The organism is Phytohabitans aurantiacus (assembly GCF_027923225.1).
In the GTDB taxonomy this organism is placed as follows: Bacteria; Actinomycetota; Actinomycetes; order Mycobacteriales; family Micromonosporaceae; genus Phytohabitans; species Phytohabitans aurantiacus.
The window spans coordinates 131,608-143,279 of the sequence record NZ_BSDI01000017.1 but is presented as its reverse complement, the minus strand read 5'-3'; the positions used below and the strand labels follow the sequence as shown (position 1 = coordinate 143,279).

10 protein-coding genes are annotated in these 11,672 nt (G+C 70.0%); 5 read left to right on the top strand and 5 right to left on the bottom strand.

The window, feature by feature from the left end:
• Nucleotides 1-44: 44 nt before the first annotated feature.
• From QMG73_RS19475 to QMG73_RS19465, 3 genes are all read right to left on the bottom strand, one after another.
• Nucleotides 45-1,535 (bottom strand): hypothetical protein, encoded by a 1,491-nt coding sequence (locus QMG73_RS19475; RefSeq protein ID WP_281897631.1) that lies wholly within the window; start codon nucleotides 1,533-1,535, stop codon nucleotides 45-47.
• A gap of 321 nt (nucleotides 1,536-1,856) precedes the next feature.
• Nucleotides 1,857-3,692, bottom strand: coding sequence for an ABC transporter ATP-binding protein (locus QMG73_RS19470; RefSeq protein WP_281897629.1), 1,836 nt, complete (start codon nucleotides 3,690-3,692; stop codon nucleotides 1,857-1,859).
• 90 nt (nucleotides 3,693-3,782) lie between these two features.
• Nucleotides 3,783-4,952: a DUF418 domain-containing protein gene (locus QMG73_RS19465; RefSeq protein WP_281897626.1), complete on the bottom strand. Its 1,170-nt coding sequence runs from the start codon at nucleotides 4,950-4,952 to the stop codon at nucleotides 3,783-3,785.
• Nucleotides 4,953-5,262: 310 nt separating this feature from the next.
• Here QMG73_RS19465 and QMG73_RS19460 point away from each other — a divergent pair, with 310 nt between their 5' ends.
• Together QMG73_RS19460 and QMG73_RS19455 are read left to right on the top strand one after the other, a co-directional pair.
• A complete protein-coding gene (locus QMG73_RS19460; protein WP_281897624.1) occupies nucleotides 5,263-5,949 on the top strand; it encodes a response regulator in 687 nt (228 codons plus the stop codon).
• Complete coding sequence (locus QMG73_RS19455) at nucleotides 5,946-7,049, top strand: sensor histidine kinase (protein ID WP_281897622.1); 1,104 nt, start codon at nucleotides 5,946-5,948, stop codon at nucleotides 7,047-7,049. Before QMG73_RS19460 ends, QMG73_RS19455 begins: the two co-directional genes overlap by 4 nt.
• Nucleotides 7,050-7,152: 103 nt before the next feature.
• On the opposite strand, the gene QMG73_RS19450 is transcribed toward QMG73_RS19455, so the two are convergent.
• Nucleotides 7,153-7,785 (bottom strand): TetR/AcrR family transcriptional regulator C-terminal domain-containing protein, encoded by a 633-nt coding sequence (locus QMG73_RS19450; protein WP_281897621.1) that lies wholly within the window; start codon nucleotides 7,783-7,785, stop codon nucleotides 7,153-7,155.
• Between the two features lie 69 nt (nucleotides 7,786-7,854).
• Between QMG73_RS19450 and QMG73_RS19445 the strand changes: the two genes are divergently transcribed.
• The gene (locus QMG73_RS19445) at nucleotides 7,855-8,088 is read left to right on the top strand and encodes a hypothetical protein (RefSeq protein ID WP_281897620.1); all 234 of its coding nucleotides are present in this window, start codon (nucleotides 7,855-7,857) and stop codon (nucleotides 8,086-8,088) included.
• On the top strand, nucleotides 8,088-9,047 hold the full coding sequence (locus tag QMG73_RS19440) for a quinone oxidoreductase family protein (protein ID WP_281897618.1): 960 nt from the start codon (nucleotides 8,088-8,090) through the stop codon (nucleotides 9,045-9,047). Before QMG73_RS19445 ends, QMG73_RS19440 begins: the two co-directional genes overlap by 1 nt.
• A gap of 230 nt (nucleotides 9,048-9,277) precedes the next feature.
• Here QMG73_RS19440 and QMG73_RS19435 read toward each other — a convergent pair whose 3' ends face one another.
• Nucleotides 9,278-10,783 carry a vanadium-dependent haloperoxidase gene (locus QMG73_RS19435; protein ID WP_281897616.1) on the bottom strand — a complete coding sequence of 502 codons (1,506 nt, stop codon included), beginning with the start codon at nucleotides 10,781-10,783 and terminating at the stop codon, nucleotides 9,278-9,280.
• Nucleotides 10,784-11,021: 238 nt separating this feature from the next.
• Here QMG73_RS19435 and QMG73_RS19430 point away from each other — a divergent pair, with 238 nt between their 5' ends.
• Nucleotides 11,022-11,480: a hypothetical protein gene (locus tag QMG73_RS19430; RefSeq protein ID WP_281897615.1), complete on the top strand. Its 459-nt coding sequence runs from the start codon at nucleotides 11,022-11,024 to the stop codon at nucleotides 11,478-11,480.
• Nucleotides 11,481-11,672 lie beyond the last annotated feature (192 nt).

Below are 11,672 nucleotides of genomic sequence, written 5' to 3'. Positions count from 1 at the left end.
GAAGTCCCGGCCACCGATGGCCACCGGGACTTCACGGGAACCGGTCACCGTCCGTCTTCGCCGGCGACCAGCACGACGCGGCGACGGCGGCTGACCACGAACAGCACCGCGCCAGCGGCCAGCAACACGGCACCGCCGCCGACGATGGCGCCCGTCTGCACGCCGGTCACCGGCAGGCCACCACCGGCACCGCCTGAACCCGCGACCGTCACCGGCGCGGTGTCGTTGGCGTGGTTGGCGTCATCCTTGCGGGGGTCCTCCCCCATGCGGGTAGCGAAGCGGGACACTTCACCAGCGGCCGCGTCCAAAGACGTGATCTTCAAACCGAACTCGACGAGAAAACTCTCACCGACGCCGAGGAAGGTCCGCGGGTCGCGGCAGTAGTAGTAGTCACCGCCGGGTTCGGCCGGCACGGGGCGGACCGAGCCGTCGCCGTTGTCCAGAATCAGCTCGCAGGTCTCCCGCGGCACCGACACGACCTTCGCACCCGCCGGTACGGTGAGGGCGAAGGAGGCGACGGGTTCCTGCGAACGGGTGCTGTCCAGAGCGGCCGGGCCGTTGTTCTTGACCCCGATCCGCACCGGAACGATCTGGCCGACCGTGCCCTTCACCGCGACGCCGACCGCAGCGACGTCGAAGGTGTTGGGGACCTTGTTGATGTAGTAGGACCCCCAGTTGTCCCGGTTGTCGATCTCGACGCGTTCCGCATTGGTCATGCTCTTCGCCGGTGCCCACTTCAGGGCCTTGCCGCCTCGGCTGGTGAAGGTCAGCCCGTCGGGCAGTTCGCTGGCGATACCGAGGGGTTCCAGGGTGTGGTCCAGGCTCTCAAAGCCCATCGCGTGCGGCCGGACCGTGGCCTGGAAGCCGCCTGTCAGCTCGTACTTTTGATCCGGTTCGAATACTCCGTCGAACTCGCACGCGACGATCGTGCCGCCCGATCCGTCGTTCGCGTAAACGCAGTCCTGGTAGGACGCTGGCGTCAGGCCGCTGGAGACGAAGAACAGCGCCCGGATGCCGTCACCGGCACGGTTGCCAGCGTTGTAGGTCACGACGCGGGTCGTGATCGTTTCGCCGATCTTCGCGGAGTCGATCTCGTCGTGGACGAGGGCGACGAGGTCGACTCCGTCCGCGACGGTGACCGTGGTCTGCTGCTCGTACGGGTCTACGTCGTCAGCCGACGTGGTGTATGTAAGCGTGCCCTTGTCGCCGACGGCCGCACCGGGCGCGGGCCGGAAGTGCAGCGGCAAGTAGGTCGCGATGCCACTGTCGTCGTCCAGCGGAACGGGGCAGGTAGTGGTGGAACCGCTGGTCGAGCAGGTGTCCGGAAACTCCACTGTGGCGACGCCGGCCAGACCCGATACGTCGATAGCGACTTTGGGGTTGATCGCGTCCCAGGCGCCCACGTACATCGGCAGCGCCTTGCCAGGTGCGCCGACCGCGCCGATCACGAGGTCGTCGATTTGAGCCGACACACCGCCGGACTGCTGCGCCCACGCCGGAGCGGCAGCAGCCAGGACAATGACCGTACCTGCCACGGCGGCGAGTCTCAGGCTTGCTCGGCGCCTGCGCGCAACACTCATCGTCGTCCTTCTGTCGAATCGGTCACCCTGTCTGCGTCAAGGGCAAGCCCAGGATCTTAAGCAAGAATTCGAGTTCCCGCTGTCCCGTCGCCGTCGTCATTGGTCTTTGTCGGCGCGGCGGGTTGCCGCGTCGGTGGCGCGCGGGCTCCACTGGCCGACCCGCCACCGAGATCGCCGACCTGACCGGCGGTACGCGGCCCAAGCTGTACCGCGCTCACCGCCGCGTCTTCAACAGCCGCGCGCGAGCAGCTGGTGCGGGTCTTCTCAGGCGAGGCGCTACCTGTCGCATGCAGAAGGGCCTTCGGGTACGCGCAAAGGCGACGGACGCGGGGTTGTCGGGTCGGGGGTGAGGAGTTGGGTTGCCGCCAGTTGCGCGTACAGCTGGTCCTGGACGACCAGTTCAGCGTGGGTGCCGATCGCCTGGATTCGTCCGGCGTCCATGACGATGATGCGGTCGGCGTTGGTGACTGTGGACAGTCGGTGGGCCACTACGAGCACGGTGGTCTGGGTGGCGGTTTCGGCGATGGCGTCGCGGATTGCCAGTTCGTTGACGGCGTCGAGCTGTGCGGTGGCCTCGTCCAGCAGCAGCAGTCGGGGTCTGCGCAGCAGTGCGCGGGCGATCGCGATGCGCTGCCGTTCGCCGCCGGACAGGGTGCAGCCGCGGTGTCCGACCGGCGTGTCCAAGCCATCGGCAAGGCGGTCGACGAGGGCGTCGAGTTTCGTGCGGCGCACAACGTCGCGGATGTCGGCGTCGGTGACGTCGGGTGCGGCGAAGGTCAGGTTCTCTCGCAGGGTGCCGGCCAGCACCGGGGCGTCCTGCTCCACGTAGCCGATCTGTGATCGCAGGTCGTGCAGCGGCCAGTGTCGTACGTCTTGTCCGTCGAGCAGGATTCGGCCGCTGGTCGTTTCGTAGAACCGTTCGATGAGCGCGAAGACGGTTGACTTGCCGGCGCCGGAGGGGCCGACGATGGCGGTCGTCCCGGTGGCCGGTACCTCGAAGCTCACCTGCTGGTGGGCGTAGGGCACGTCGGGTCGGTGGCGGAAGGACACGTCGGCGAAGCGGACCGATGCCGGGCCCGACAGTGCTGTGGGCAGCCGGGGCGGCGCGGAGCGGTGCTGGGTCGGCGGTTCTGTCGACAGGCGCTGGACCTGCGTGATCCGCCAGATCGCGGCCGCGCCCTCCTGGTACTGCGAGGCGGCGTCGATCAGCTGGGACACCGGTTCGATGAGGTAGAACAGGTAGAGCAGGAACGCGATGAGCGTGGACACGGGGATCGCTCCGGACGACACGCGGGCGCCGCCGACGGCGAGCACCGCGAGGAATGCCAGCTGCACGGCGAGTCCGTCGGCCGATCCGGCCAGGGCCTCCCATTTCGCGCTGGTCACGCCGTGCCGCCAGGCCCGTCGTGCCGCCGCCTCCACCCGGGCGGTCTCCCGCTGCTCGGCGCCGGATGCCTTGACCGTGCGAAACGCGCCGAAGACCCGCTCCAGCGCGGTGGAGATCTCCCCGACCGCCTCCTGCGACCGCTCGGTGGCCTGCGCGATCCTGGGCATCACCAGGGCCACGAGGCCGCCGGTCACCACCAGCACCCCGAGCGTCACGCCCAGGAGCACGACGTCCAGGATCGCCATCATCACGACCGCCGCCACGAAGGCCACCGCACCGGTAGCCGCGCCCACGACCGCCTGGGTACTGACCGCCCGCAGTAGCGTCGTGTCGGAGGTGACCCGGGACATCAGGTCACCCGGCGGGATCCGCTCCGCCTCGGTCAGGCGTAGCCGTAGCAGCCGGCCGATGAGGGTCCGCCGTGCGGCCAGGACGACCGACTCCGCGGTCCGTTCCAGTACGTAGGCGCCGACCGCGTCGGCGACCGCGCCGAGCACCACCAGCACGGTGAGGGCCAGCAGGACGGTGGTGATGGTCTGGCCGGAGGTCAGCCGGTCCACCAACGCCTTGGTGGCCAGGGGTTGCATCAGCCCTCCGGTGGCACCGGCCAGCGCACACAACAGGCCCAGCGCGACGACCCACCGGTGGGGCCGGACATGCGCGTACAGCGCCTTGACCGTCGCCCGCGCGGAGCCATCCGTCGACGGTTGGGATGCGGTGTTCACGAGACTCTTTCTCCTGCTAGTTGTCGGGCACGGCGCCGACGGGCCCGGAAGCCGGGAAAGCGGAACGGACGGCGCTGCCTGGGCCCGCGCTCAGCGAAGGCGCCTCGCTGGTCTGGTGGCGGTGTTGAGCAGGTGCTCCAGTGGTCCGCGCTGGAAGAAGCGTGACCAGAGCGCCGCGAACACGACGGCGCCGACGACGAATCCGAGCAGCAGACCGGTCGAGTTGGCGTCCGGCGGGGTGGCGCTCTGGCCGGGTAGCGCGAGGATGGCCAGGATGTGGGCCACGTAGATGGTCAGGGACATGGTGCCCACGGCGATGACCGGGCCGGCGAGCCGGCGCAGCTCTGGCAGTCTGGCCATCGCCACCATCGCGCACAGCAGCACGGTGATCGCCACCCCGAGGCAGCCGATCACGTCGAAGGTCGACCCGCTGTGCGGCTGGGCGGCCAGCAGCGACCAGGCATCGGGCTCGAAGCCCCACTTCGCCGGCGGCGGCCCGGCGCCGGCCGCCAGGTCGGCCATGGCGTCCTTCGCGGGCATGCCGTCCGGCATACGGTCGGAGACGCCGCCGCGCAGCACCTTGAGAGCCAGCCAGGACGTACCGTATCCGAGCACGATCAGCGCGGGACCGAGCACTGCCAGCCGCCGCTGCACCGCGCCGGCGGCCAGGTCGAGCCGGCCCAGCGCCATGCCCGCGATCACGAACGGCATCCAGGTGATCGCCGGGTAGAAGCCGGTGAGCAGCAGATCCAGCACGCCGACGCCGCTGAGCCGCTCGAGCGGGTCGTATGCGTTGATGCTGTGCAGGACCGGCTCGCTCAGCCACGTCCGCAGGCCGAACGCGACCTGCGGAGCCACCAGCGCGAGCACGGCCGCCGTGATGGCCAGCGTCCGGGCGCGCAGCCGGGTCAGCGGCAGCGCGAGCAGGAAGTACACCGCGTAGGCGTTGAGGATCACCGCGTCGCCGAAGTTCGTCATCGTCAACGCGGTGCCCACAATCAGCAGAATCACCGCGCGGATCACGATCCGGGCCTTCGCCTGCCGACCGGTCAGGCCGGTCTTCGGCTCGAAACGACCGGCGATCAGCATCAGCGAGAACCCGGCGAGCGTCGCGAACAACGCCGACGCCCGGCCCTCCGACACAGTCCGGAACCAACCGCCGACGTCACCCCGCGCCGCCTCGAACGGGCCGACATGCACGGCGAACATCCCGAACACGGCCAACGCGCGGGCCAGGTCGACGCCGACCAGCCTGCCCATCGACCGACCGGGCTCAACCGCCGCCGCGGGCGCGGACCCCGGGGCAGGCCGCGGCGCTGACGTCTCCTGCGCGGGCTCGATCGCTGTCATGCAGACACCGTCGCCTCGCCGCGCCCCACCCGACCATCCGTCAGGCTTCGGCACCAACCCCGCCGAGCCACCGGGCTACCCCCGCCGCCCGGCGGGGTCACCCCGCTGACCGGGGAAAACTCACCCCGCCCGGCGGCTGCGACCGTCGTGCCGGCAGCGGCCCGGCCACACCCCAGCGGTTAAGGTCAAGCGGTCGGTGACCGCCGACCGGGGTGATCGAGTGGAGCGCAATGTGATCCGGGTCGTGGTGGTAGACGACGAGGCGCTCGTCCGCTCCGGTTTCCAGCTCATCCTGCGCGCGGCAGCCGACATCGACGTGGTGGCCACCGCCGGCGGCGGCCAGGCGATCCAGGAGATCACCCGGCACCGGCCCGACGTGGTCCTGCTCGACATCCGCATGCCCGACGTCGACGGCCTCACCATCCTGCGCCAGCTACGCGCCATGCCGCACCCGCCCACGGTGGCGATGCTGACCACCTTCGACGCCGACGAGTACATCGCGACCGCGCTGCGCGAGGGAGCGGACGGATTCATCCTCAAGGACACCGATCCCGAGCAGTTGGCCCACCTGGTCCGCACCCTCGCCGCCGGTGCGGTGGTGCTCTCGCCCAAGGTCTCCCGGGCCGTCGTCGGCGGGTATCTGGACAACACCGCCGGTGCGGACGCCACCGGCGCGGCGGAGGCCGACGCGGTCGCTCGGCTGACCGACCGCGAACGCCAGGTACTGGTGCTCGTCGCAGGCGGGCTGAGCAACGCCGAAATCGGCAAGCAGATGTACCTGAGCGCGGGCACCGTCAAGGACCACGTCAGCGCCATCCTCACCAAGCTGAGAGTGACCAGCCGGGTCCAGGCCGCCCTCATCGCCCAGCGTGCCGGGCTGCTGACACAGGCGGACGGCACGTCGTGAAGTCCGGCCGGACTTCCGCCCCGTTCGTCGACGCCGCCCTGGTCATGGTCGCCCTCCTCGATGCCGTGGTGATGACCGACCCTGACCGCCCGTATGCCGACATCGTCGCCGTCGTCGCCGCACTCGCGCTCGCCGTCCGGCGCCGATGGCCGTACCTGGTCTTCGCGCTCACCCTGCCCGCCGCCGCGGTTTCCCCCGCGTCCGCAGCCAGCGCGGTCGCCCTGTACACGGTCTCGGCGACCACCCGCAACCGGCGCACAATCGCGGTCTGCGCCGCCCTCTACAGCCTCGCCTGTATCGCGCAGCTGCCCGACTACGGCTTCCCCACGGCCGCCCACGTCGAGCTGCTGGTCTCCCTCGGCTACAACATCGCGACCGGGGCCGCCGCGATCTTCCTCGGCCAGCTCGTGCAGGCCCGCCGCGATCTGCAACAGCGCCTGGCCGAGATCCACCAGGCCCGCGAACACGAACAGCAACTCCTCGCCCAAACCGTGCTCGCCAAGGAACGCGCCCAACTCGCCCGCGAAATGCACGACGTCGTCTCCCACCAGGTCAGCCTCATCGCGGTCCAGGCTGGAGCCCTCCAGGTCAACACCAGCGACCCAGACACCAAAACGACAGCCAAGACCATCCGCGAACTGAGCGTGCGCACCCTGGACGAACTCCGGCACATGGTCACCGTCCTGCGCGCCTCCGGCACCGCGCCCACCGAACTCACCCCACAGCCGACCCTCGCCGGGCTAGGGCAGCTGATCGCGAACAGCGGCATCGAAACCCGCCTCCTCGGAGACCTGCCAGCCGACATCAGCGCCGCCACACAACGCGCCATCTACCGCACCGTGCAAGAAGCACTGACCAACATCCGCAAACACGCCCCAGGCGCCACAGCAACCATCCACATCCAGCGCCACAACGCCACCATCGAAGTCGCCATCACCAACACCCCGGCAACCCGCCCCACCCAACCCCTGCCCGGCGCCCGCCACGGCCTCATCGGCCTGCGTGAACGCACCGAACTCCTCGGCGGCACCATCACCTGCGGCCCCACAGCCGGCAACGGCTACCAGATCCAGCTCCGCCTCCCCACCACAATCCACTAAAGAACGCATCACGGCACGGTCAGCGGCTGAGCGCGGCGAAGGGATCGGCTCGACGCCCTCGCCGCCATACCGATGCCGGCACCGCCACGGTGCCAGTGATCGGTTACGAGGTGGCCCCGGCTCTGGCCGCGGCGCCCGCGATGACCACCGCCAGACAGTCGCGGAACAGGTCGTCCACAGTGCGGCCGGGGCTGAAGTACTCGGCGATCGCGACCGTCACGGTCGGGTGCTGCTCGGCGAATGCGGCCATGTCGAAGTTTTTCAGTGCGTCCGCGTCCGGGCGGGGGGCCTGTTCTTCCAGGACGTGGCCGACGGTGAAGCGCTCGACGGTCAGGACGATCACGCGGGCCTGTCGCAGCGGGATGCCGCGTGCCACCAGGGTGCTCATGGCCAGTTCGGAGATCGCTGCCATGGTGACGGAGAGCTGGGCGGTGGAGATGACCCGGGCGCCGTCCGGGTGGGCGAGCAGCGCTCGGCGCAGTCGCTCGGCGAGGCCGCTGAGCCAGTCCTGCCAGTGTTGATCCGGCTCGGGCGGCGCCATGTCGCGGAACTGCTGGTCGAGGATCGCGTCGGCGATCGCGGTGACCAGCGCCGCTTTGTTGGGCAGATGCCAGTAGAGGGTCGGCGACTGCACGCCGAGCCGTGCGGCGAGTTTGCGGGTCGTAACGCCGTCGAGCCCCTCGGCGTCGAGCAGGGTGACGGCTTCCGCGACGATCCGCTGTCGGTCTAGCGCCAATTCGGTACCTCCCGCCGGCACTCTATCAGTGCTAGAGTTTCCCTATCACCGATAGAGAGGGAGACGGAGATGGCAAACGAGCACTCGTTCCGGGGCCTGCTGCACCGGGCGACCCATCGCATCCCAGGGATCTCGCCGCACGCGGAGCGGCCGGCTGGACACCAGGGCAAGGCGGTCCACGGCCAGGGCCTCGCGCCGCATCCTTCGCCGAACCACGGGTGGAACCACTCACCCGACCGCCCTCCCCGGTTCCTGCCGGCCTGGCAGCGACGGATCGCGGCGTTCTTCGGACGGGAGCGGTGATGAAGGCGGCGGTGTTGCACGAGGTCGGTGGCATCCCTCGCTACGAGGACTTCCCCGATCCCGTGGCCGGCCACGACGAGGTGGTCGTCGACGTGAAGGCGGTCGCGGTCGAAAACGTCGACAAGCGCGTCGCGGCCGGCACGCACTACGCGAGCCAGCGGTACACCGCGCAGTTGCCGGCGATTCCCGCCTTCGACGGCATCGGCACGCTGCCGGACGGCACCCTGGTCGGCTTCGGCAACCCGCGCCAGCCCTACGGCGCGCTCGCCGAGAAGACCGTGGTGTCCAAGGGCGCCCACGTGCCGGTACCGGAGGGTATCGATCCGGCGATCGCGACCGTGCTGGGCACGGCGATCACCGGCATGTCCGTCAAGACAGCCGCTGGCTTCGTGCCCGGCGAGACGGTGCTCGTGCAGGGCGCCACCGGCGTCGCGGGGCGACTCGCGGTGAAGGTTGCCCGGCTGCTCGGCGCCGGACGGATCGTCGCGACCGGTCGCGACGACGACCAACTGCGTGAGGTACAAGCCCTCGGCGCCGATACGGTGATCAACACCGCCGTCCCGGACGAATCGCTGGCGCAGGCGTACCTTGACGCCAAGGGGGATGGCTACGACGTCGTACTGGACTATCTCTGGGGCCGGCCCACCGAGGTCCTGTTGCGATCGCTGGTCCCCACGTCGTTCGCGTTACCGAAGCCGACCCGACTGATCCAGGTCGGCGAATCGGCCGGCGGCGCGTTCGTTCTCGCCGCGGAGAGCCTGCGCACCTCCGGGGTCGAGATCTACGGTGCGGCCAAAGGGCTCAGCCCGCAGACCATGCGGGAGGTCTACAGCCAGGTCGTGACGTGGACGCGGTCCGGCGACCTGACCTTCGACGTGGTGAAGGTGCCACTGAGCGATATCGAGACCGCCTGGCAACGCTCCGATCTGCGGGGCAGCAGGCTCGTCGTGGTGCCGTGACAGTCAGACCGAGTCGGGGCCAGGAGTGAAAGACGGCATTGTCCTTCAGCCGATGAACAGGTGCAGGACCGGCACGTCGAGAAGGTGCCCCGCTACGGGTCGCGTCGCTGGAGCGCGCCGGGTTGTACGCCACCGGCCAGCATCGGATTGGCCGCGTACGGCGCGCTACTGAGCGCCGGACGGAAGGCCCGGCCGCCGCGGCGGCCGGGCCTTCCGTCCGATCTGGATGGTCAGCGGACGTTGAGGAACCATTCGCCGATGTACCCGTCGCAGAAGTACTCGTAGTAGTCGGGCGTGGCGACCAGGCGGTCACCCTCGGCCTGGCATTCCTGCTCGCCCTGGAACGGGCCGAAGATGTCCCACTCGGGTGCGGCCTTCAGGTAGTTGGCGGCGACGTGGTCCGCCACCCGGGTCCCCGTGGCCATGCCCTGGTCGGCGTCGAACTGGTAGTGCACCCCGAGGTAGATGCGGCTCCGCGCGTCCTCGGTCGCGGCCGCGCTGAAGGTGGTGAACGTGCGGGTCACGCCGATGGCGTGCGGGTCCTCAGTGGTCGCGGTGAACGTGATGTTGTCGGTGCCGAAGTAGTGCCGCATGGCACCCGCCCAGGCCGCGCCGAGGGTCGCGTGACCCGAGACGTACGCGGGGAACGGCGGTGAGAAGTTGACTCCGGCGGCCGTTGCGGACAGCGGCTCCCAGCCCGGCTCGGCCGTAGTAGCTGAGTTGTTGTCGGTGTCGGCGAGGCGGATCGCGGACTCCGGCCGCCACAGGTCCACCGCCGTCTGGTACTTCGCGTCCCACGACGCGATGCCCGCGTCGGCCATGGACAGCGCCACGAGGGCGAAAAGGCGCGCGTTCTGGAACTCGGTTAGCTGCCGCTGCTTGGCCACGATCTGGGTGTGCGCGTAGTGCTGGCCCGGCGGCTTGTACGTGCCGTCCAGGTCGTTGGCCCAGAACCACGCGATCCGCGTCTGCTCGGCGGTCCGGGTCGAGCCGGTCTCCCGCCCGAGCTGCTTGACCTCGTTGACCTGCGCGGCGTAAAGCGGGCTGGCCAGCAGTTGGGCCGTGCTGGCGAAGCCGCCCGGCAGCGGCGGCCGTACCTGGGAGCCGGAGGTCAGCGCGAACGGTCGCACCAGGCCCCAGTTCGGCGAGGCCGCGTTGCCGGACCCGGTGGGTCGCCAGTCACCCGGATTGGTGCCCGGCGTGTAGGGGGTGTTGTTCGCCGAGCCGTCGTTGGCCCGCGCGTTGAGCATCGCCTGGGCGGCCGCATTGCCGACCCGGATCGACTCGGTCTGCCCGGTCGACGGCGTCCGCCCCTCCTGCGCGGCGGCGAGGTCGGCGTCGAAGTTGAACTGAGGGAAAACCGACCGAAGCACCGACACGGCGGCGTAGTCGATCATCGTGACGTGGAAAAGGTTGACGTTGTTCGGGATGTCGACGCGCACCAGGTACGGCTCGGAGTCGCAGCCGAGCCCCCGCCGCTCGTTCTCCTCGCAGGTGAACGACGTCACCGCGTCGTAGATCGCGCCGTGCATCATCGCGCCCGCCCGGGACAGCGTGGTGGGCGGCCCGCCGGCCTGGCGGTACGTGCGCAGCAGGACATCGTTCCAGAACAGCACATGGTCGGCGGGCGGTGCGGCGGCGGCCGGACCCGGCGTCGCCAGAAGCATGGCCGCCGCGGCGCAGACGGCCGCGAGCAGCACCGCACCCACTCTGCGTTTGATCGCTCTGTGAGCCACTGGTTCCCCTCCCCGTTTCGTTCACGTCGTCGGTGCGCAGTCTTGGTGTAGGCACTACGGGTCCACTACGTCCCGGCTACGGCGTCACTATCGGTTCGCTATCCACGTCGGCGGTTCGCTTTCCACGCCGGGTCTTACCGGTTGCTTACGGCGATCCGTGGGCCCAGGCGGATCGGCGGCGGCCGTGCTGCACTGACTGAGACATTCACGGCCATCCACCTAGGGAAGGAGCCCAACGATGTCCGTAGCCAAGACCTGGACCGCTGCCGGCAGTGCCGTCCTCGGCCTGGTGGTCGGCCTCGCGCCGGCGCCCGCCGCGCAGGCCGCCCCGCGCCCCGGCGTGCCGGCCACGCTGCGCCTGTCCTCCGGTCCGTACGCCGGCTTCGACCTCTGCGGCGGCGGCGCACCGACCGCCACGACGAGCGGTCCGGCGCTCGCCGCCACGCCGACCGCGCCCGGCGGCGGCTCGCCACCCGGGACGCCGTACCCGACCGTGGGCGCCACCTTCGAGGTCGCCCGGCCCGGCGCCGCGGCCTTCCTACGGCAGGACGTGCGGCCGTTCAACGGCTTCACCCTGCTGTACGAGGTGCCCGCCGGCACCCTGGCCGACGGCGGCTACCGGTGGCGGCTGCGCGCCGTCGACCGCGGTGTGGCGTCGGCGTGGTCCGCCTGGTGCGACTTCGAAGTTCGCACGTGATCGATTCGTAGCGATGCCGTAACGGTCCGCGTCGGACTTGTCGGATCTGCCTCGTAGCGCGACCAGTGATCGCCTCGTACGCTTCCATACAAAGCACACTCGCGCTTACGGGGAGCTCGGGGAGGGCTGCGTGGGGGCTATCGCTTCGCCATTTTCGGTGCCGGTTACCAATGTTCGGCAAGACCCTCCTTC